This window comes from Nocardioides malaquae, assembly GCF_015070385.1.
In the GTDB taxonomy this organism is placed as follows: domain Bacteria; phylum Actinomycetota; class Actinomycetes; order Propionibacteriales; family Nocardioidaceae; genus Nocardioides; species Nocardioides malaquae.
The window spans coordinates 47572-67817 of the sequence record NZ_JADCSA010000006.1; the positions used below are offsets into that span (position 1 = coordinate 47572).

The 20246-nt window shown below is 69.1% G+C and carries 18 protein-coding genes and 1 pseudogene; 10 read left to right on the plus strand and 9 right to left on the minus strand.

Going from position 1 to position 20246, the window contains the following annotated elements:
• Positions 1-200 precede the first annotated feature (200 nt).
• Both IEQ44_RS07655 and IEQ44_RS07660 read left to right on the plus strand, forming a co-directional pair.
• The gene (locus IEQ44_RS07655) at positions 201-1346 is read left to right on the plus strand and encodes a hypothetical protein (protein WP_193637863.1); all 1146 of its coding nucleotides are present in this window, start codon (positions 201-203) and stop codon (positions 1344-1346) included.
• Between the two features lie 140 nt (positions 1347-1486).
• A complete protein-coding gene (locus tag IEQ44_RS07660) occupies positions 1487-1969 on the plus strand; it encodes a glutathione peroxidase (RefSeq protein ID WP_193637864.1) in 483 nt (160 codons plus the stop codon).
• A gap of 11 nt (positions 1970-1980) precedes the next feature.
• On the opposite strand, the gene IEQ44_RS07665 is transcribed toward IEQ44_RS07660, so the two are convergent.
• On the minus strand, positions 1981-2328 hold the full coding sequence (locus tag IEQ44_RS07665) for a GNAT family N-acetyltransferase (protein WP_227487119.1): 348 nt from the start codon (positions 2326-2328) through the stop codon (positions 1981-1983).
• A complete protein-coding gene (locus IEQ44_RS07670) occupies positions 2325-4382 on the minus strand; it encodes an MMPL family transporter (RefSeq protein WP_193637865.1) in 2058 nt (685 codons plus the stop codon). Before IEQ44_RS07670 ends, IEQ44_RS07665 begins: the two co-directional genes overlap by 4 nt.
• A 177-nt stretch (positions 4383-4559) precedes the next feature.
• Between IEQ44_RS07670 and IEQ44_RS07675 the strand changes: the two genes are divergently transcribed.
• Positions 4560-5000, plus strand: a complete 441-nt coding sequence (locus IEQ44_RS07675; RefSeq protein ID WP_319804560.1) for a MarR family winged helix-turn-helix transcriptional regulator — start codon at positions 4560-4562, stop codon at positions 4998-5000.
• A 42-nt stretch (positions 5001-5042) separates the two neighbouring features.
• On the opposite strand, the gene ppgK is transcribed toward IEQ44_RS07675, so the two are convergent.
• The 4 genes from ppgK to IEQ44_RS07695 form a co-directional block, all read right to left on the minus strand.
• Positions 5043-5798: a polyphosphate--glucose phosphotransferase gene (ppgK, locus tag IEQ44_RS07680; RefSeq protein WP_193637867.1), complete on the minus strand. Its 756-nt coding sequence runs from the start codon at positions 5796-5798 to the stop codon at positions 5043-5045.
• 67 nt (positions 5799-5865) lie between these two features.
• The gene (locus tag IEQ44_RS07685; RefSeq protein ID WP_193637868.1) at positions 5866-6018 is read right to left on the minus strand and encodes a methionine/alanine import family NSS transporter small subunit; all 153 of its coding nucleotides are present in this window, start codon (positions 6016-6018) and stop codon (positions 5866-5868) included.
• A complete protein-coding gene (locus IEQ44_RS07690) occupies positions 6015-7613 on the minus strand; it encodes a sodium-dependent transporter (RefSeq protein WP_193637869.1) in 1599 nt (532 codons plus the stop codon). The genes IEQ44_RS07685 and IEQ44_RS07690 overlap by 4 nt, the downstream gene beginning before the upstream one ends.
• A 95-nt stretch (positions 7614-7708) precedes the next feature.
• Positions 7709-9034, minus strand: coding sequence for an MFS transporter (locus IEQ44_RS07695; protein WP_319804561.1), 1326 nt, complete (start codon positions 9032-9034; stop codon positions 7709-7711).
• A gap of 213 nt (positions 9035-9247) precedes the next feature.
• On the opposite strand from IEQ44_RS07695, the gene IEQ44_RS07700 reads away from it, so the two are divergent.
• The 5 genes and pseudogenes from IEQ44_RS07700 to IEQ44_RS07715 all read left to right on the plus strand — a co-directional run bounded on the left by IEQ44_RS07700 (position 9248) and on the right by IEQ44_RS07715 (position 15776).
• A complete protein-coding gene (locus IEQ44_RS07700) occupies positions 9248-10222 on the plus strand; it encodes an NADPH:quinone oxidoreductase family protein (RefSeq protein ID WP_193637870.1) in 975 nt (324 codons plus the stop codon).
• A 69-nt stretch (positions 10223-10291) separates the two neighbouring features.
• Complete coding sequence (locus IEQ44_RS07705) at positions 10292-12211, plus strand: M13 family metallopeptidase (protein ID WP_193638001.1); 1920 nt, start codon at positions 10292-10294, stop codon at positions 12209-12211.
• Between the two features lie 354 nt (positions 12212-12565).
• Positions 12566-12661 (plus strand): annotated as a pseudogene (locus tag IEQ44_RS18035) (DUF2510 domain-containing protein); the annotation flags it as partial.
• Positions 12662-12811: 150 nt separating this feature from the next.
• Positions 12812-13588: a phospholipid scramblase-related protein gene (locus IEQ44_RS17890; RefSeq protein ID WP_319804562.1), complete on the plus strand. Its 777-nt coding sequence runs from the start codon at positions 12812-12814 to the stop codon at positions 13586-13588.
• Positions 13589-13658: 70 nt separating this feature from the next.
• On the plus strand, positions 13659-15776 hold the full coding sequence (locus IEQ44_RS07715; RefSeq protein ID WP_193637872.1) for a RecQ family ATP-dependent DNA helicase: 2118 nt from the start codon (positions 13659-13661) through the stop codon (positions 15774-15776).
• Between the two features lie 16 nt (positions 15777-15792).
• Here IEQ44_RS07715 and IEQ44_RS07720 read toward each other — a convergent pair whose 3' ends face one another.
• Complete coding sequence (locus tag IEQ44_RS07720; RefSeq protein ID WP_193637873.1) at positions 15793-16341, minus strand: hypothetical protein; 549 nt, start codon at positions 16339-16341, stop codon at positions 15793-15795.
• Positions 16338-16574, minus strand: coding sequence for a hypothetical protein (locus IEQ44_RS07725; RefSeq protein ID WP_193637874.1), 237 nt, complete (start codon positions 16572-16574; stop codon positions 16338-16340). The genes IEQ44_RS07720 and IEQ44_RS07725 overlap by 4 nt, the downstream gene beginning before the upstream one ends.
• A 112-nt stretch (positions 16575-16686) precedes the next feature.
• On the opposite strand from IEQ44_RS07725, the gene IEQ44_RS07730 reads away from it, so the two are divergent.
• Both IEQ44_RS07730 and IEQ44_RS07735 read left to right on the plus strand, forming a co-directional pair.
• Positions 16687-17991, plus strand: coding sequence for a hypothetical protein (locus IEQ44_RS07730; protein WP_227487120.1), 1305 nt, complete (start codon positions 16687-16689; stop codon positions 17989-17991).
• A 65-nt stretch (positions 17992-18056) separates the two neighbouring features.
• Positions 18057-18506: an SRPBCC family protein gene (locus tag IEQ44_RS07735; protein ID WP_193637875.1), complete on the plus strand. Its 450-nt coding sequence runs from the start codon at positions 18057-18059 to the stop codon at positions 18504-18506.
• 15 nt (positions 18507-18521) lie between these two features.
• Here the strand turns inward: IEQ44_RS07735 and IEQ44_RS07740 are convergent, their stop codons facing one another.
• On the minus strand, positions 18522-20114 hold the full coding sequence (locus IEQ44_RS07740) for a DHA2 family efflux MFS transporter permease subunit (RefSeq protein WP_193637876.1): 1593 nt from the start codon (positions 20112-20114) through the stop codon (positions 18522-18524).
• Positions 20115-20246 lie beyond the last annotated feature (132 nt).

A 20246-nucleotide genomic window follows, 5' to 3' on the forward strand; every position in this document is an offset into this window, starting at 1 on the left:
CACTCTGGCTGAGGCGTCGGCGGCTGCCAAGGGCCCAGAGTGTCCTCGTCCACGAATGGCGGCGTCCGTGCGGTGAACGGTCGTTAACCAACTGGTCCACGGCGGCGGGGTGTGTTCCCAAGCCGGTCCGGAGCCGCCACACTGGCCCGGTCACACCACCGGCCTGGTCGGCCGGTGCCATCTCATCCCAGGGGGAAACCATGACTGCACCCACCACGGTGCGACGGGCGGCCGCGGCCGCGATCGCCGGGGCGTTCTCGCTCGGCGGCCTCGTCGCCGTCACCACCGCGCCCGCGCAGGCGTTCGACCCGTCGTGCGAACCGGCGGAGCCCGTGCTCACCTCACTCAACGTGAGCCCCACGAAGGTCAACGTGAAGACCGGCGAGCGCACCGTCATCGTCTCCGGCACCACGTCGGGACCCAAGCTCGACTACGTCTTCGTCAACGGCGACCCGGTCGGCAAGGGCCAGGACCGGTTCGGCTACCAGTCGAAGCCCAAGGCCGGCACCTTCAAGGTCAAGGTCTCGGTGCCCAAGGGTGCGGGCAACGGCCGCCACGACCTGTCGGTCGACCTCTCCAGCGGCGACTCCTACCAGGGCTACGAGACCTCGGACCTGGCCGACATGGGCATGCCGTCGTTCTTCAACGTCATCTCCAAGCCCGACCTCAAGGCGCCGACGCTGAAGAAGATCACCTTCAGCACCAAGAAGGTCAACACCACCAAGAAGGTCGCCAAGGTGAAGGTGACCGCCACCTTCGCCGAGAAGGGTGGCTCCGGCATGGGCTACGGCACCGTGATGATCGGCACCGCCAAGAAGACGATCGCCGCTGCCTCCCTGACCCCGAAGAAGGGCAAGCTGGTTGGCACCGCCACGATCCCCAAGTGGGTGGGCAAGGGCAAGGCCACCGTGGTCAACGCCTCCGTCGGTGACAAGGCCGGCAACTTCACCTCCTACCCGGAGGACAAGTCGCTGACCGGCAAGCTGAAGCCGCGTCTGGCCGTCACGTCGAAGACCGACCGCACCGCTCCCACCGTGGGCGCCGTGACCGTGACGCCCACCACCGGCCGCGTGGGCGACAACCGCTGGCAGGTCTCCTACTCCGTCAAGGCCACCGACAAGCAGTCGGGCGTCGGCTACGTGCTCGCCTCCCTGCGCCAGCAGGACAGCGAGTACAGCTACCCCGTCGCCCTGGGTGGCCTGAAGAACAAGAAGGGCACCTGGGTCGGCAAGGGCACCGTCGACTGCTGGCTGGCGCCCGGCACGTACGACGTCGTCATCGAGCCGACGGACAACCAGCAGAACACCACCTCCGTCACCCGCGGCACGGTGACCCTCACCAACTGATCCCTTCGCGGATCGAACCGGTCAGGCAGGCGCCCGTCCCCACCAGGGGGCGGGCGCCTGTGGCGTCTGGTTCGTCGGGCGGAGGGGGTCGATCCGTGAGAACGGGTTGCCGGTGGGGCGGCCGCTGGTTCACTGGCGCCATGACATCGCTCTTCGATTTCTCCGCCAACGCCATCAACGGCACGCCGACGGAGCTCAAGACCTTCGACGGCCAGGTGGTCCTGGTGGTCAACACCGCCTCGCACTGCGGCTTCACCCCGCAGTTCACCGGCCTGCAGAAGCTCTACGACACCTACGCCGACCGCGGCTTCAGCGTGCTCGGCTTCCCGTGCGACCAGTTCAAGCACCAGGAGCCCGGCGACGACGCGGAGATCCTCGACTTCTGCACCGGCCAGTTCGGGGTGTCGTTCCCGATGTTCTCCAAGATCGAGGTCAACGGCCCCGGCGCCCACCCGGTCTACCGGTGGCTGCGCGAGCAGAAGTCCGGCGTGCTGGGCGACCGGGTGAAGTGGAACTTCACCAAGTTCCTCGTCGGGCGCGACGGCCAGGTGCTCAAGCGCTACGCCCCGACGACGAAGCCGGAGCAGATCGCTGCCGACATCGAGGCCGCGCTCGACGCCTGACGAGAGTGGTGTCAGGCGAGGTCGAACTCAGCGCGATCACCCTCGGCCACCAGGTCGAGGTAGTCGGAGTTCTTGGCGATGAAGCGCGCGTAGAGCGGGCAGTAGGGCCGCACGGCGAGACCCTGCGCGCGCGCCTCGTCCAGCGAGGCGGCGGCCAGCGTCTTCGCCAGCCCCCGCCCACCGAACTGCTCGAACACCTCGGTGTGGGTGAAGTCGATGCGGCCCTCGCTGCGCCGGTAGTCGGCGAACCCGGCGAGGGTCTCGCCCACGAGCACCTCGAAGCGGTTCTGCTCCGGGTTGTCGCGCACCGTGGGGGAGTCGGAGGAGATGGCGGTCCGGTCATTCATCTGATCGGTCATCCCTCCACCGTACGGGCCGGCTTGCGGGGCCACCAGAACCTGTCGCCCAGGGTGATGGCGAGCGCGGGCACCAGCACGGTGCGGACCAGCAGCGTGTCGAGCAGGACACCGATGAAGATGATGATGCCGAGCTGGGCCAGCAGCACCAGCGGCAGCACGCCCAGCACCGCGAAGACGGCAGCCAGCAGGATGCCGGCGCTGGTGATGACGCCACCGGTGGCGGTCAGGGCCCGCAGCACGCCGCGTCGGTTGCCGTGGGTCAGCGCCTCCTCCCGGGCCCGGGTGACCAGGAAGATGTTGTAGTCGATGCCCAGCGCCACCAGGAAGAGGAAGGCGAAGAGCGGGACCGTCTGGTCGAGCGCCGGGAAGTCGAAGATGCCCCGGAAGACCCACCACGACAGACCCATCGCCGCGGCGTAGGTCGCGATCACGGTGCCGACCAGCAGCAGGGGCGCCACGATCGAGCGCAGCAGCAGCATGAGGGCCACGAGCACGAGCAGGGCGATCATCGGCAGGATGAGCAGCCGCTCGCCGTAGGTCGCCTCGTCGACGTCGACCTTCTCGGCGTCCGAGCCACCGACGTACGTCTCGTCGTAGCCCTCGAGCGCCTCCCGCAGCGCCACGATGGTCTCCCCGGCCCCGTCGGAGCTCGGCGGGGCCTCCAACGTCGCCTGCACCACGGTGATGCCGTTGTTCTCGGCGGTGATGCGGGCCGAGGTGACGCCCTCGACGTCCTCCACCGTGGCGAGCACCTCGCGCGCGTCGTCGCGGGTGACGACCTCGGTGGGGGAGGCGGTGCCGGCCGGGAACGACTCACCGAGACGCTCGGCGGCGGTCACCGCCTGGGGCACCTGGGTGAACTGCTCCTCCGAGCTGAGCCCGGTCTTGACCTGGGTGAAGCCGACGGCCATCAGGGCGATGAGAGCGAGGGTGACCGCCACGAACGTGCCGGGGCGACGGTTGACCTGGGTGCCGACGCGGTGCCAGAAGCCGTTGCTGTCGACCAGCTGCGGCTCGCCGACCTTGGGCACCTTGGGCCAGAAGATCCAACGGCCGAAGAGCACCAGCGCGGCCGGGAGGACGATGAGCGCGAAGGCGGCGGCGATCACGATGCCGATGCCGCAGGCCAGACCCAGGCCACGGGTGGTGGGTGTGGCCGAGAGCAGTAGGGTGAGCACACCCAGCACGACGGTGGTGGCGCTGAAGAGCACCGACTCGGCGGTGCGGGTCAGGGCCCGGGCCATCGCGACGTGGCGGGCCTCCTCGATCTTCAGCTCGTCGCGGTAGCGAGAGATGAGCAGCAGGGCGTAGTTGGTGCCGGCTCCGAAGACGAGCACCGAGAGGATGCCGACCGTCGAGGCGTCCCAGGCCACGGCGTCGACGTGCTGCATCACCTGGGTGGCGGTGATCGCGGCCAGGCGGTCGGCGACCGCGACGACGGTCAGCGGCACGACCCACAGGATCGGGCTGCGGTAGGTCACGATGAGGAGCACGGCCACGATCGAGGCGGTGGCGATGAGCAGGGTGACGTCGGCCCCGGCGAAGACCTCGCCGAAGTCGGCGCGCAGCCCCGCGGGGCCGGTGACCTCCGCGGTGACGCCGTCGGGGGAGCTGCCCTCCACCTCGTCGCGCAGGTCCTTGACCTGGTCCCTGACCCCGGCGGAGTCGCCGTCCTCCACCGGACGCACCGTGTAGGCGGCGGTGTTGTCGTCGGCGACGAGGAGGGGTGCCTGACCGACGTACTCCCGGAGCTCACCGACCTGGGCCTGGGTGAACTCACCCTCGTCGGCCGTCCAGAGCACGATCGCCACCAGGTCCTCGCCCTCGGTGGCCTCCTCCTGCATCTTGGTCGCCTCGGTGATGTCGAAGCCGGCCGGCAGCGAGTCGACCGTCTGCTCCTCGCGCTCCGCCTCGCCGAGGCTGAACATGAAGCCGGCCAGCAGCAGCGGCAGCAGGGCCACGACCCACGCGCTGCGGCGCCCGGCGATGAAGCGGGTCAGCCGGTTGGTGCCGGCGTGGGGGTCCTGCGTCCGTTCGGAGGCGGAGGTGGGCATGTCGTGCTCCTCGTGCGGGCCGGTGTTCGGAGGTGGTAAGCGAGTGGTGGAGCGGGAGTACAGTGGTTGATGTCAAACTTCGTTAATCATCAACGAACTTAGCAACACGTCCAACTGTGCGGAATGTTCCCGCACCGGCCCACGAATATCCCCACACGTCCGAGGAGGAGGATGAGCGTGCCTCGCCCCGAGACGAGTGCGTCGCTGGAGGCCATCCGCGATCTCACCCGGGTCAGCTCGCGCCTCCACCACGCCGTCTCCCGGCGCAGCGGGTTGAGCCCCACCGAGCTCAGCGCCCTCGACCTGCTCACCCGAGAGGTGATGGGGCCCGCCGACATCGCCCGCGCCCTCGACGTCACCACCGCCGCAGCCACCGGCATCGTCGACCGCCTCGAGGCCCGCGGCCACGTCGAGCGCCGCCCCCACCCCGGCGACCGCCGGCGTACGGGGGTGCACATCACCGACTCCGGCCGTGCGGACGCCCGCGGCCACCTGCAGCAGATGATCCTGGGGCTGCTCGCCAACGACGCCGCCTTCACCGACGAGGAGCGCGAGGTCGTACGCCGCTACCTTGAGGGCGCGACCGAGGCCATCAGGGCCGTCGTCGAGGACGACTGAGCGACCGCGCTGTTCAGCTGTCCGCGAGCAGGGCCGCGCTCTTCAGTTGCCCGCGAGCAGGGCCGCGCCGACGATCCCCGCGCGGTTCTCCAGGTGGGCCGGCACCATTTCGACGTCGACGTCGATCAGGTGCAGGAACTTGTCGTGGTTCTTGCTGACCCCACCACCGACCACGACCAGGTCGGGGGAGAAGAGCCTCACCACGTGGCGGTAGTAGACCGTGAGTCGCTCGGCCCACTCCTCGTAGGAGATGTCCTCGGTCTTCTTCACCTTCGCCGAGGCCCACCTCTCCGCCACCCGGCCCCCGATCTCCAGGTGGCCCAGCTCGACGTTGGGCACCAGCACGCCGTCGTGCAGCAGCGCGGAGCCGATGCCGGTGCCGAGGGTGGTCACCAGCACCACACCCGTACGCCCCTGCGCGGCGCCCCGGGCGGCCTCGGCGTAGCCGGCGGCGTCGGCGTCGTTGACGACGTGCACCTGACGCTGGAGCCGGTCCTCGAGCAGCGCGTCGGCATCCACGCCCTGCCACGAGGGATGGATGTTGGGTGCGAGCCCCACGACGCCGCGGCGCACGATGCCGGGCACGGTCACACCCACGGGGCCGGTGACCTCCGGATGGGCGTCGAGGATCTCGCGGAAGATCTCCACGACCGCGTCGGGAGTCGACTCCTGCGGGGTGGCGATCTTGATCCGGTCGGCGGCGAAGTCGCCGCGCTCGAGGTCGACGACCGCGCCCTTGATGCCGGTGCCACCGAAGTCGATGCCGAAGCGCACGCCCGAGGCGTCGTGAGAAGTCATGGTCCCCATCCCAGCACGAGGTGCAGGACGCGGCCGTCGATGGGCCGCCGCGCCTCGCAGGTGGTCGTCACAGGTCGCGAGTCAGGTGCTCACCGTCGGGGTGACCGCCTGCGCCCGGCTGGCGCCGGTCGCTGCGCACGAGGTTGACGATCGACAGCGCCAGACCTCCCCACACGATCAGCATCGAGATGATCATCATGATGATCGAGGTGGTGCTCATCGCTCGACCCCTTCCTTCGTCGTCCGGGCGGTGGGCGTTGTGGGCACCCCGTCATGGGGTGGTGCGTCGAGGCCGGGGTCCTCCAGCGACGTGTCCTTGCGCCACGGCATCGGTGCCAGGACGTAGCCCAGGACCATCACGGCGGCCGCGGAACCCCAGCCGAAGAGCGCCAGCATCCACGTCGGGTAGCCCTCGTAGGGCGTCTCCACGTCGATCCGGAACGCCTCGAAGAGCATGTAGGCCAGGGCGACAGGCACGAGGCCGCCCACCAGGACCTTCCACCAGAGCAGGAGCTTGATCGACCCACCTGCGTTCATGTGGTCGGCCAGCAGCGGGAGCGCGCGCAGCGACCAGGCCACGACGACCATCGCGACGGTCGCGACCAGCAGGATGCCGAACTGGTTGATGAAGTGGTCGATGATGTCGAGGATGTAGAGCCCGCTCGCGGTCGAGAAGAAGATCAGGCTGATGATCGCGCAGGGGATGCTGACCGCTGCTGCGGCCACCTTGCGGGGCAGGTCGAACTTGTCGCGCACCGCCGAGACGACGACCTCCAGCACCGACACCAGCGAGGTGAGTCCGGCCACCACCAGCGAACCGAAGAACATCACGCCGATGAAGGCCCCCCACGGGGCCTCGCTGATGATCGTCGGGAAACCGATGAAGGCCAGCCCGACACCACCGGAGCCGAGCACCTTGCCGACCGGGTCGCCGCTGGCCTGGGACATGAAGCCCAGGGCCGCGAAGATGCCGATGCCGGCGAGCAGCTCGAAGCCGGAGTTGGAGAAGGCCACCACGGCGCCCGAACCGGTCATGTCGGTCTTGCGGTCGACGTAGGAGGAGTAGGTGATCATGATGCCGAAGCCGATGGAGAGCGAGAAGAAGATCTGGCCGAAGGCCGCGGCCCACACGCCCGGTTCGCGCAGCGCCGCCCAGTCGGGGGTGAAGAACTCCTCCAGGCCGTCCATCGCACCGGGCAGGAAGAGCGCCCGGATCACGAGAGCGAGGAAGGCCAGGATCAGCACCGGGATGCCGACCACCGAGGTGAAGCCGATGCCCTTCTCCACACCGGCCACCATGATCACGACGACCGCCAGCCAGACGACGAGCATCGGCACCAGGACGCCGACGACGACGTCGAGGTCGACCCCGACCTCGCCGACCTTCAGGAACTCGCCGGTGAAGTAGCCGCCGGGGTCGTCGCCCCACGACTTGTCGAAAGAGAAGACGGTGTAGCTCAGCGCCCAGGCGATGACCGCCGCGTAGTAGACCGCGATCATGAAGCAGATGCCGACCTGCCACCAGCCGATCGCCTCGGCGGGGCGGCTCAGCCGGGCGAAGGAGAGCGGGGCGGAGCCGCGGAAACGGTGACCCAGCGCGTAGTCCAGGTAGAGGAACGGGATCCCGGCGCACACCAGGGCGACCAGGTAGGGGATGAGGAACGCGCCCGCGCCGTTGTCGTAGGCCACGTAGGGAAAGCGCCAGATGTTGCCCAGCCCGACGGCTGAGCCGATGGCCGCGAAGATGAACACCTTGCGCGACGAGAAGGCTCCTCGCTTCGCCTTCTCGACGGAGACCGCATCCTGTGTCGCCATGGATCCTCCTGCGTTCGGGTGCCCCCGACCTTTCCACGGCGAGGCGCTCGGGGGAAGTCCCACCTGCGGCCCGGTTCCAAACCTCCCGGGGCGCCTCAGGTGAGTGGGTGCGCCACCTCGTCCGAGGTCGTACGCCCCCACACGACGGCCGCGACGGAGAAGACCACCGGGGCCAGGGCCGCGATGTAGAAGGTGAGCTCCAGGCCGATCGCGTCGGCGACCGGGGCGGCGAGCGCCATCGAGACCGGCATCAAGGCGATGGAGACGAAGAAGTCGAGCGAGGAGACCCGGCCCAGCAGCTCGGGCGGCACGCGGCGCTGCAGCAGCGTGCCCCAGATGACCATGGGGGCGGAGAAGAGCGCCCCCATCACCCCGCCCGCGGCGACCATCGTCCACACCGAGTCGGCGTGCGCGATCACGAGGAAGGGCAGGCCGGAGACACCCCATCCGAGGATCAGCAGCGTCAGGTAGCGCCGCGGCATCCGGATCGACGACATCACGAACGAGCCCAGGGCACCGCCGATGCCGAAGGCCGCGAGCACGAGCGAGTGGTCGCTGGCGTCGCCACCCAGCTCGCTCTTGATCATGAAGGGGATCAGCACCTCCAGCGGACCCATCATCACCAGCAGCATCAGGCAGGCGAAGGACAGCGTGGCCAGCAGCCACGGGGTCCGCAGCATGTAGGCGAACCCCTCCCGCATGTCGGTCAGCGCCGAGCGCACCGGGTGCGCGGCGTGCGCGGGGTCCAGGGTGCGTCGCAGGGGCGTACGCGGCACGGAGACGAGGGCGAGCAACGCGCAGAACATGGAGGCTGAGGCGATGCCGAAGGCCGCGGCCGGGGCGGCGGCCCCGACCACCAGTCCGGCCACCGCCGGGCCGATGGCCTGGGAGATGGTGGGGCGCACCATGCCCTCGAAGCCGTTGACGGCCATCAGGTCCTGCTCGGGCACGATCGAGGGCAGCATCGCCGAGTAGGCCGGGTAGTAGAAGGCCATCGCCGTGCCGGTGCCGAAGGCGATCGCGGCGAGCACCCAGATGCTCGTCAGGTCGCCCCAGGCCAGCAGCCCGGCGAGGCCGAAGCCGGTCGTCTCGACCGCGGCGACGCCGATGAGGACGTACTTCTGGGTGACCCGGTCGGCGACCACCCCGGCGAAGAGGGCGGGGAGGATGACGCCGACGGCGGCCGCGGCGGAGACGAAGGACAGGTCACCGGCCGAGCCGCCCAGCCGGAAGACCTCCCAGACCAGCGCGATGATCCACACGCCGCTGGCGAAGGCGCCGAAGCTGAGCGAGACGGCCAGGCGTCGGTAGGCCGGCACCTTGAAGGGGCGCAGCGCCCGGGGCAGGTCCTTGGGCAGCTCACGGCCGACCTCCTGGTCACCGACGGTGTCGATCACGTTGTCGATGAGCGGGTCAGTCACCGGCACATCATGCCCCCGGATCGGGAACGTGCCGAATCATTTCGGGTCGGCACACGGATTGCGTGACCACCACGTCGGAAGTTCGGGCCCGACATCGCTTCCGGGGCCTCAGGGAGGCCGAGTCTCCGACGTGGGGGGGGTGAGCGCACCGCACGTCGACGGTCGTGCGCACCGCCCCTGCCCAAGGTCGGATGCATTCCCTAGGGTGGCCCCATGCGTGCAGCCCAGGTGATCCAGCCCATCGGTCCCGACGGCGTGAAGGTCGTCGACGTGCCCGACGCCACCGCCCTGCCCGGCACCGTGCTCGTGCGGGTGCACAGCGTGGGGCTCGCCTTCCCCGACCTGCTCCTCTCCAAGGGGCAGTACCAGCTCCGGCCGCGGGTGCCCTTCACCCTGGGCGTCGACGTCGCCGGCACCGTGGAGGCGCTCGGCGAGGGCGTCGAGGGCTTCGAGGTGGGCCAGCGGGTCGCCGGGATGATGCCCTACGGCGGCGCCGCCGAGCTGGTGGCGGTGCCCGAGGACGCCGTGGTGCCGCTGCCCGACAGCATCTTCTTCGACCAAGGCGCGGCCCTGGGCATGAACTACCTGACCGCCCAGTTCACCCTCGCAGAGCGGGCGCAGCTGAAGCCGGGGGAGACGGTGCTCGTGCACGGCGCCTCCGGTGGCGTCGGCACCGCCACGATCCAGGTGGCCCGCGGCATGGGCGCCCGGCCGATCGGCGTGGTCTCCACGCCGGAGAAGGCCGAGGTCGCCCGCGCTGCCGGGGCGGAGGAGGTGATCCTCGCCGACGGCTTCCTGGAGCAGGTGCAGGAGCTCACCTCGGGCAAGGGCGTCGACGTGGTCGTGGACGTCGTCGGCGGCCCCCTCTTCACCGACTCGCTGCGGGCCCTGGCCCCGCTCGGACGGCTGATGGTCGTGGGATTCGCCTCCGGGGAGGGGATCCCCCAGGTCAAGGTCAACCGCCTGCTCCTCAACAACGTCGACGTGCGTGGGGTCGGCTGGGGGGCGTACGCGATGGTCCGGCCCGGCTACATCGCCGACCAGTGGCGCGCCCTGCTGCCGATGATCGAGGCCGGCATCGTCGACCCGCCGATCGACGCCGACTACGTGCTCGACGACGTCGCCGACGCACTACGCGTGCTCGACGAGCGCCGTGCGGTCGGCAAGTTGGTCGTGCGCGTCTCCTGAGCGGTCGGCGGTGTCGGGGGAGGCCGCTAGTGTGACGGCGTGACGATCCTCGATGACGCCCGTGAGGGCATGAACCTCGACATCCGCCCGCAGGACGACCTCTTCGGTCATGTCAACGGCACGTGGTTGGAGACGGCCGAGATCCCGGCCGACCGCAGCTCGTGGGGGCCGTTCGTGACGCTCGCCGACGCGGCGGAGGCCCACGTGCGCGAGATCATCACCGAGCTGTCATCGGGTGCGACCCAGGACGCGGCGAATGCCGAGGACGCCCGCAAGATCGCGGTGCTCTACTCCACCTTCATGGACACCGACGCCATCAACGCGGCCGGTGCTGCGCCGGTGGCGCCGCTGCTCCTGGGCGTCGACGAGCTGGAGACCCGCGAGCAGCTGTGGGCGTTCCTGGGTGCGTACGAGCGCACCGGCGGCGGGGGCCTCTTCGGCTCCTACGTCGACACCGACGCCAAGCAGTCCGACCGTTACGTGGTCAACCTGACCCAGGGTGGGCTGGGTCTGCCCGACGAGTCCTACTACTCCGACGACAAGTTCGCCGAGGTCCGCGAGAAGTACGTCGCCTACCTGACCGAGCTCTTCCGGCTCGCCGAGGTGGCCGACGGCGCCGAGCAGGCCGAGGCGGTGCTGGCGTTGGAGACGCGGCTCGCCGAGGGGCACTGGGAGCGCGCGGAGACCCGCGACGTGCAGCGGACGTACAACCTGATGACGCGCGAGCAGCTCGACGCGCTCGCCCCGTCGATCGACTGGTCCGGGTGGGTCGACGCCCTGGGTGGCAGCGACGCGACCATCGCCGAGGTCTGCGTGCGCCAGCCCTCCTACTTCGAGCACCTCTCGGGGATCCTGGCCGACGAGCCGGTGGAGACCTGGAAGCCCTACCTGCGCGCCAAGGTGCTGCGCAACCTGGCGGCGTACCTCACCGACGACTTCGTCGAGACCAACTTCGACTTCTACGGCCGCACCCTCTCCGGTACGCCCGAGCTGCGCGAGCGCTGGAAGCGGGGCGTCGCCTTCGTCGAGGGCGCGATGGGTGAGGCGGTGGGCCGGGAGTACGTGGCGCGCCACTTCCCGCCGCGCTCGAAGGAGCTGATGGACGAGCTGGTCGACAACCTGCTCAAGGCCTACCGGGAGTCCATCGAGGCGCTCGACTGGATGACCGAGGAGACGAAGCAGCGGGCCTACGAGAAGCTGGCCACCTTCCGGCCCAAGATCGGCTACCCGAAGAAGTTCCGCGACTACTCGAAGCTCGAGGTGGTCGAGGGCGACCTGGTCGCCAACGTGCGCTCGGCCGCCGCGTTCGAGACCGACCGCGAGCTGGGCAAGATCGGCTCGCCGGTCGACCGCGACGAGTGGTTCATGCTCCCGCAGACGGTCAACGCCTACTACAACCCCGGCACCAACGAGATCTGCTTCCCCGCGGGCATCCTGCAGAAGCCGTTCTTCGACCCCGACGCCGACCCCGCGGAGAACTACGGCGGCATCGGCGCGGTGATCGGTCACGAGATCGGCCACGGCTTCGACGACCAGGGCGCGCAGTACGACGGCGAGGGCAACCTCAACGACTGGTGGACCGCCGAGGACAAGACCGCCTTCGAGGCAAAGTCGAAGGCCCTCATTGAGCAGTACGACGCCTTCGAGCCCCGCGCCCTGCCCGGTGAGCGGGTCAACGGTCAGCTGACCGTCGGCGAGAACATCGGCGACCTCGGTGGCCTGACCATCGGCTACAAGGCGTTCCTGATCGCCGCGGCCGGCTCGGAGACCGAGGAGCAGAAGCGCAAGGTCTTCCTCAACTGGGCCTACTGCTGGCGCACCAAGCGCCGCAAGGAGCTCGACCTTCAGTACCTCACGATCGACCCGCACTCGCCGCCGGAGTTCCGCGCCAACATCGTGCGCAACCTCGACGAGTTCCACGAGGTCTTCGGCACCGAGCCGGGCGACGGGCTCTGGCTCGATCCGGAGCAGCGCGTCCGCATCTGGTGATGGAGACCGGTGCATCGAGCGTGCGGCGCGCATGAGGTGCTGGTGGTATTGCTGCTCACGGCAGTGACGGGCACCAGCCTGCATACCTCAGCAGCAGCTCAGCCGTCGGCGGCAAGACCAAGATCGATGCGCCGCCATCGAGGTGCGCGTGCCCTGGCCGGGTGGTGCGCTCACCGAGCGCCCGCAGTTGCGCGTCGCGGTGGTGGAGCTGCACTCGCGGGCGCGCCACAGCTCGGTTGCCGCCGGTCGAACGGCACTGACAGTGACTGGCGGAAGTGGTGAGCTTTCGCACCGCACTTTTGCAGGCTGCTCGATTCGACGGATTAGCGCCGGCGCCGTTGGTAACTTCTTGACATGCACAACAACGTCCCAGCTGCGTGGCACGCCGATCCTTTCGGTCGTCACGAACTTCGTTACTGGGACGGCAGTCGGTGGACCGAGCACGTGCATTCGCGCGGTGTCCCAGGCGTTGACCTACCGGTAGCCCAGATGGTGGGTGTGACCGATGTCTTGGCGAGCCAGGAGGGCGCACGACAGTCGTGCACCGTCGCTCCCGTGCAGGGGGTTGTGGGTAGCACTCTGTTCACGGAGCAGGTGCTCGTGGTCAACCAGAAGGTGAAGGTCTTCGGCAAGAAGCTGGGATACGCCATCTACGACCAGCATGGTCACCAGCTCGGGATGGTCGAAGAACTGCGACGTGACCTCGCCACCACGCTGAGTGACAAATATTGGGGGCGCTCGGAAGAGAGGCGAGAACATCGTTTCCGAGTGGTCGACATGGACGGCCGGATCCTCCTCGCCATGACCCGCCCGAGGTTGGGGTTCTTCCAGATGAAGGCGAAGTTGGTCATTGACGGTCCGGGCGGTGCGCCGGTCGGTCATATCGCGCACGAGTCTCACGGGATCAAAGGAGCTGCCGGCGAAGCCGCGAAGGCTGGTGTCGACAGCACTACGGCGATCGTGACAGGCGCCATCGGCGGCATCGCAGGAATTTTTGCCGGCACCGCAGTCGCCAGCGTTCAAGGGAAGATGTCAGCAGCGGCAGCAGGGCTGGGCAAGTCCGGTCATGCTCGGTTCGGTCTTGAGGCGAACGGTCAGCGCCTCGGGTCGGTCCACGCCGAGAGCTCAAAGGAGTGGGACTTCAGAGTCTGCGATCCCGCCGAGGTTGAGGTCGCACGTATCACCAAGACGTGGGCCGGTTGGGCCAAAGAGCGGTTCACGAAGGCGGACAACTACGTCGTGCAGATGCACCAGCCGCTCGAAGAACCCTTCCGGAGCCTGGTGCTCGCGTCGGCGCTCGCGATTGACATGGAGCTCAAGCAGCGAGGAGACCAGACGAGGGGATCCTCAGTCTTGGGAACACGTCGATACAAGTAGTTGCGCAGTCGCACCTGGGGCAGAGACTAGACGTGCGACAACCGTCGGTGTCGCCTGTTAGACAGTGGGCATGACTTCCACCGCGCAGCCACTCCAGCGCACCCCTGCCCGCGACTCAGCCGAGCGCCAACTGCGCTCCCTGGTCGGGCGTGATGACGCCGTGCTGCGTGAGGACCAGTGGTCCGCGATCGAGGCGCTGGCCGTCGACCGGCGTCGTGCCCTGGTCGTGCAGCGCACCGGGTGGGGCAAGTCGGCGGTCTACTTCGTCGCCACCCTGCTGCTGCGTGAGGCCGGCGCTGGACCGACGGTGATCGTCTCGCCGCTGCTCGCGTTGATGCGCAACCAGATCGCGGCCGCCGAGAGGGCCGGCATCCGTGCGGTCACCATCAACTCCACCAACAACGAGCAGTGGGAGCCGATCCACGCCGCCATCAACAACGGCGAGGTCGACGTGCTGCTGGTCAGCCCCGAGCGACTGAACAACCCCGGGTTCAGGGACGAGGTCCTGCCGCGCCTGGCCGCTACCTGCGGCCTGCTCGTGGTCGACGAGGCGCACTGCATCTCCGACTGGGGCCACGACTTCCGGCCCGACTACCGACGGATCCGGACCCTGCTCGACGAGCTGCCCACCGGCATTCCGGTGCTCGCCACCACGGCGACCGCCAACGCCCGGGTGACCGGCGACGTCGCCGAGCAGCTCAGCGGATCGCGCCAGCTCGACGACGTGCTCGTGCTGCGCGGCACCCTCGACCGCGAGTCGCTGCGCCTCGGCGTGCTCAAGCTCAAGACCCCCGAGCAACGGCTCGCCTGGCTGGCCGACCACCTGGCCACCCAGCCCGGATCAGGGATCATCTACTGCTTGACCGTGGCCGCCACCCAAGAGGTCTCCGCCTACCTGCGCCAACGCGGTCACGAGGTGGCCGCCTACTCCGGCCAGACCGAGGCCGAGGAGCGCCACCGGCTCGAGGCCGACCTGGTCGCCGGCCGGGTCAAGGCACTCGTCGCCACCAGTGCGCTGGGCATGGGATTCGACGCCACCCTCGGCTTCGTCGTCAACCTCGGTGCCCCCAGCTCCCCGGTCGCCTACTACCAGCAGGTGGGGCGCGCCGGCCGCGGCACCGACGACGCCGTCGTCACGCTGCTGCCGCAGCCCGAGGACCGGGACATCTGGGCCTACTTCGCCTCGCTCGCCTTCCCGCGCGAGGAGCAGGTGCGCCAGACCCTCGAGGTGCTCGCCGCTCAGGGCACCATGAGCACCGCCGGGTTGGAGACCTACGTCGACCTCAGCCGCAACCGACTCGAGACGATGCTCAAGGTGCTCGATGTCGACGGGGCCGTACGCCGCGTGCGCGGTGGCTGGGAAGCGACGGGGCAACCGTGGACGTACGACGCCGAACGGTATGCCCGTGTCACCGAGGCCCGCGAACGCGAGCAGGCAGCGATGCGGGCCTACCTGGACACCGACCTCTGCCGGATGCGTTATCTGCGGGAGCAGCTCGACGACCCCGAGGCGGTCGACTGCGGGCGCTGCGACAACTGCGGTGGTCTCACGCTTGACGCCGCCATCTCAGAGGACGCCATCGAGGCGGCGCAGCAGCAACTGAGCCGACCCGGTGTGCCGGTCGAACCCCGCAAGATGTGGCCCACCGCGCTGGCCAACCTCGGCATCGAGCTGAAGGGCAAGATCTCCGGTCAGGCAGAGACCGGCCGAGCCGTCGCCCGGCTCACCGACCTCGGCCACGGCCAGCAGCTCCGCGAGTTGCTGCGCGACGACACCCCTGACGGTCCGGTGCCCGTGCCGTTGGTGCAGGCGGTCATCCAGGTGCTGGGCGACTGGCGACCGAGCGTCGACGCCATCGTGGTGGTGGAGTCGACCCGCCGGGGTGCCCTGACCCACGACCTGGCCGAGGGCCTGTCGCGCTACCTGAAGGTGCCGGTGGTCGGCAGCTTCGCGATCGTCGACGCTGACGTGCCGCCGGGCGCCGGCGCCACCAACTCCGCCCAACGGGTCGCTGCGGTGCGCCGCCGCTCCCGCATCCTCGTCGACGACGACTCCGTGCAGGACCGCCGCGTGCTCCTGGTCGACGACCAGGTCAACACCGGCTGGAGCCTCACCCTGGCCGCCCAGCAGCTGCGCGACGCCGGGGCGTCGGCCGTCATGCCGCTGGTGCTGGCGGTCCAGGCCTGACCCGGGCTGTCGGTGCTCAGCGGGGCAGTGACGTGCGACCGAGCAGCTCGTCGAGGGCCGCGTGCTGCTCGGGCGCGACGAGCTCCGGGTGGGCCGCCACCCATGGTGCGAGGTGCTCGAGCAGCGGGGTGAGCGTACGGACCAGGACGGTGGAGACCCGGACCTGTCGAGGGTGCGGGCCGGTGGTCACCCGGACCACAACGACGTCGTCGCGGGTGAGGCGGAAAGGTCGCCGGAAGAGCTCCTTGCCGACGACCACCTGGTCCATCTCGTCGAACCGGACCGTGCGGCGCGCTCGTCCCCGCCACGTCCACGTGAGGGCGATGTCGTCGACGTGGACCCGGTAGGTCGCCAAGAGTCCGGCCAGGAGCAACGGCAGCACCACGAGGACCAGCAGCATCGCCGCCGACCCTGCGCGGCCGAGGTCGCTGGCGCCGCCCCACCACGCGGCGCGGAGGTCGGCGAGGATCGGGACCCCGCAGACCAGAGCCAGCAGCAGCGGTGCCACGACGGGACCGCGGCGCGTCGGCAGCGCTGGCCCCAGGTCCTGGCCGCGAGCCTTCACCTCTCCGGTCGAGCCGCCGCCACGCCCAGTGCCACGAGCCCAGGGAGGGCGGCGAGGGTGCCCAGCCAGAGCAGCAGGTTGACGATGGTCGCGGCGAGGAAGTAGGGCGTGCCGCCGGCGAAGAAGCTCTGGTCCATCACCAGGTGCAGGACGACCTGGAGCACGATGTGGGCGGCGAGGAGCGCCCCACCGATAGTCAGGGACTGCTTCACGAACGCGGAGTCAAAGTTCATGGCGGTCAACGTAGAGCATCGGGCGCAGCTCGTGGTGGCGGTCGGACGGCGAGGTCGGTGTTGAGTCGTTGCTGCCGGCGAATTCGTGAGCGGGCACCGGTGGTTGTGGAGGATGATGGAGGTCCGCCGTCAGGAGCGCAATGAAAGGCTCATCATGGTTGAAGTCTCCCGGGAGATCACCGTCATCAATGACGGTAACGGCATCGCTCTGCTCGGTGACCCGGCGGCGATCGAGCGTTACCTGGCTGACGAGGGCCTCCCATCGCGGGACCTGGGGATGGCGCGCTTGACTTCGCTGCTGGGTGCCAGCAGTGCAGGCACCCAGGCAGCCGCCCAAGCTGCCCAGACCTCAGGCCGCTGGGTCCAGCTGACCGAGAAGTCCGCCCACGCGCTCAAGCAAGGGACGGCGATGAAGGGTTCCACCCCGGACGCGAGCCGGGCGATCTTGGTCAACCCCGACACCAAGAAGACCCAGATGATCTTGGAGTTCGCCAAGACACCGGGGGCGGCACTGACCAACCCAGCACTGCTCACCGGCGCAGCCGGACTGATGGCGCAGTTGGCCATGCAGCAAACGATGGACCAAATCACTGACTACCTGGAGACGATCGACGCAAAGCTCGACGACGTATTGCGCAACCAGAAGGATGCCCTCGTGGCCAACCTCAGTGGGGTCGGCTTCGCGATCGACGAGGCCATCACTGTCCGGGAGGCGGTTGGCAGGGTGTCGGAGGTGACGTGGTCGAAGATCCAAGGTTCGCAACCCACGATCTTCGGCACCCAGACCTATGCACTGCGCAAGATCGACGACCTAGCCACCAAGCTCGAGGGTGAGCAGAGGATGGGCAAACTCGTCGACGTCACCGGCGAGCTGCAAGCTGGCGTCCAAGAGTGGCTCGCACTGTTGGCGCGGTGCTTCCAGCTACAGGACGCACTGGGCATCCTGGAGCTCGATCGGGTCCTCGACGCCACCCCTGAGGAGCTCGACCTGCATCGGGTGGGGCTGCGAAAGGCTCGGCAGAACCGCATCGAACTCATCGCGGACACCACTGAGTTCCTGCTGTCCCGGGTCGCGGCGGCCGTGGCGACCGCCAACGACAAGGTGTTGACCAACCCCTTTGAGTCGCCCAAGGTGGTCCAGGCGTCCCGCTCCGTCTCCGATTCGATTGTGGAGTTCCGGGACCGATTGGCCATTGAGAAAGCCCAAGGCCAACTCGAGAGCAGGCGCTGGCGCGAAGCCGCCGGAGACGCGCGCGACAAGATCGTCCAGACGAGCTCCCGGGGTGTGCAGGGCGTACGACAGCTCGGCAGCGGGGCCACGGTTCGGGCACGCTCGGGAGTGGACAAGGTCGGCGGACGCGTCGCCGAGGGAATCGAACGGGCCAAGAAGTTGCGAGGGGAGGCCCCCGACGGGTGACCTGCGGATGAGTTGCGACGACGAGCGGGGCCGCCGCCCGTGGACGGGGTCGATAGCCTCGCTCCATGGACCTCACCGCCTCCGCCAGCATCCTCGTCGACGCGCCGGCGTCGGTGATCTTCGACATCCTCGCCGACCCACACCAGCACTCCCGGATCGACGGATCGGGCCAGGTGCAGGAGATCGTCGACTCGCCAGAGCGTCTGAGTGAGGGCGCGCGGTTCTCGGTGGCCATGCGACGGGGTCTGCCCTACCGCGTGACCAACACCGTGGTGGAGTTCGCCGACGACCGGCTGATCGCCTGGAAGCACCGCGGCGCCCACGTGTGGCGCTACGAGCTGCAGCCGGAGGGTGACCGGGTGCGCGTCACCGAGACGTGGGACGGCACCGCCTACCCCGCGGTCGTACGCCCCTTCTTCCGCCTCCTGGTGCTGAAGGACACGCGCCGTGCCCTCGAGGAGACCTTGGTCAACCTCCGGGCCGTCGCCGAGTCCGACGCCGTGCTTCGCGACTGACCCACCCAAACGGGCTCAGTGGAGGACGATCGGCTCCGCCGACGCGTGGACCTTCCGGCGCGGCAGGAAGAACGCCGGCACGAGGCAGAGCGCGACCAGCACGGTCGCGACGGTGAAGACCGAGGCGAACGACGAAGCCATGTCGGGCAGCACCTTGGCCAGCAGGGCCTCGAGGCCGGCAGGGTCGAGACCGAACTCGGCCAGCACCCCGGCCTGCGCAGCCGGGTCGTCGCCGGCCTCCTCCAACGCGTCGGCCACCTGGATCGAGGTCTTGTCCTGCATCTGGCTGGTCAGCAGCGTCGCGAAGATCGCCGTGCCGATCGAGGCGGCCACCTGCTGCTGGATGTTGAGCAGCGTCGAACCGCGCGCGATCGAGTGGTTGTTCAGCGTCGCCAGCGCGGCGGTCATGATCGGCATCATCGCCCCGCCCATGCCCAGCCCCATGATGAAGAGGGCGCCGAGCATGTAGGCGTAGGACGTGGTGTCGTCGATCTGGGTGAAGAGACCCATCGCGAACGCGATGACCGCCAGGGCCGTCATGACGATCTTGCCGGGGCCGATGCGGTCGGCCAGCAGTCCGGCCAGCGGCATGGTCAGCATCGCGCCGACGCCCTGCGGGGCCAGCAGCAGGCCGGCGGTGAGCGCCTCCTCACCGCGGACCCGCTGGAAGTAGAGCGGGAAGAGCAGGGAGGCCCCGAAGAAGGCGATCGCGAAGAACGACATGGTGATGAGCGCGACCGTGAGGTTCTTGTTGCGCAGCAGGCGCAGGTCCATCAACGGGTGGATGTTGGCCTTGCGCAACGCCCACGGCACGAACGCGGCGATCAGCACCGCACCGAGGGCCATGGTGGCGACGACCTCGGTGGTGAAGGCGGTGCCCTCCTCCTGACGCGCGCCCGGGATGGAGGAGATGCCGTAGAGGAAGAGCGCCAGGCCGGGCGACAGCAGCAGCATGCCGATGAAGTCGAAGGTCTCCGACGGCTCGACGTCGTCGGGCGCGAGGACCTTGGAGGCGTAGACCAGGCCGATGATGCCGATGGGCAGGTTGATCAGGAAGATCCAGTGCCACGAGGCGATGTCGATCAACCACCCGCCGAGGATGGGGCCGAAGATCGGGCCCAGCAGCATCGGGATGCCCATCACGGCCATCACGCGGCCGAGGCGCTCCGGCCCGGCGGCGCGGGTCAGGATCGTCATGCCCAGGGGCATCAGCATCCCGCCGCCGAGGCCCTGGACGACCCGGAAGATGATCAGCCAGGTCAGGTCGGGCGCGAGCGCGCAGAGCACCGAGCCGATGGTGAAGAGGGTGACGGCGACCAGGTAGAGCCGCTTGGTGCCGAACCGGTCGGCCGCCCACCCGGTCAGCGGGATGACGGTGGCCAGCGCCAGCGTGTAGGCCGTCATCGTCCACGCCACGTCGGCGGTGGTGGCGTTGAACTCCGTCTCGAAGGTCTTCAGCGCCACCGAGACGACGGTGACGTCGAGGATCGACATGATGCCGCCGAGCACGACGACACCGGCGATCAGGAGGAGCTGACGGTCGAGCTTGTCGCTCTTCTCCGGCGTGGGCTCCGGCGCGGCTGCGGGTGGGGTTGCTGTCGTGGTCACCCGAGGACTCTAGAGGCGGTTGCCCCGGGCAACCACTTCATTGCCGCGGTGGGGTGCGTCACAACCAAGTGGTCCCGAACGGCCGGACGTACGCAGGCCCGTCACCCCACGGATGCATCAGCACCGACGCCC

Bases quoted from the DNA above. Each gene is read 5' to 3' on its own strand.
- IEQ44_RS07655 (WP_193637863.1), top strand. From the start codon at position 201: ATGACTGCACCCACCACGGTGCGACGGGCGGCCGCGGCCGCGATCGCC.
- IEQ44_RS07730 (WP_227487120.1), top strand. From the start codon at position 16,687: ATGATGGAGGTCCGCCGTCAGGAGCGCAATGAAAGGCTCATCATGGTT.
- IEQ44_RS07665 (WP_227487119.1), bottom strand. From the start codon at position 2,328: ATGACCGATCAGATGAATGACCGGACCGCCATCTCCTCCGACTCCCCC.
- IEQ44_RS07685 (WP_193637868.1), bottom strand. From the start codon at position 6,018: ATGAGCACCACCTCGATCATCATGATGATCATCTCGATGCTGATCGTG.
- IEQ44_RS07660 (WP_193637864.1), top strand. From the start codon at position 1,487: ATGACATCGCTCTTCGATTTCTCCGCCAACGCCATCAACGGCACGCCG.
- IEQ44_RS07700 (WP_193637870.1), top strand. From the start codon at position 9,248: ATGCGTGCAGCCCAGGTGATCCAGCCCATCGGTCCCGACGGCGTGAAG.
- IEQ44_RS07725 (WP_193637874.1), bottom strand. From the start codon at position 16,574: ATGAACTTTGACTCCGCGTTCGTGAAGCAGTCCCTGACTATCGGTGGG.
- IEQ44_RS07705 (WP_193638001.1), top strand. From the start codon at position 10,292: ATGAACCTCGACATCCGCCCGCAGGACGACCTCTTCGGTCATGTCAAC.
- IEQ44_RS07670 (WP_193637865.1), bottom strand. From the start codon at position 4,382: ATGCCCACCTCCGCCTCCGAACGGACGCAGGACCCCCACGCCGGCACC.
- IEQ44_RS07715 (WP_193637872.1), top strand. From the start codon at position 13,659: ATGACTTCCACCGCGCAGCCACTCCAGCGCACCCCTGCCCGCGACTCA.
- IEQ44_RS07735 (WP_193637875.1), top strand. From the start codon at position 18,057: ATGGACCTCACCGCCTCCGCCAGCATCCTCGTCGACGCGCCGGCGTCG.
- IEQ44_RS07690 (WP_193637869.1), bottom strand. From the start codon at position 7,613: ATGGCGACACAGGATGCGGTCTCCGTCGAGAAGGCGAAGCGAGGAGCC.
- ppgK (WP_193637867.1), bottom strand. From the start codon at position 5,798: ATGACTTCTCACGACGCCTCGGGCGTGCGCTTCGGCATCGACTTCGGT.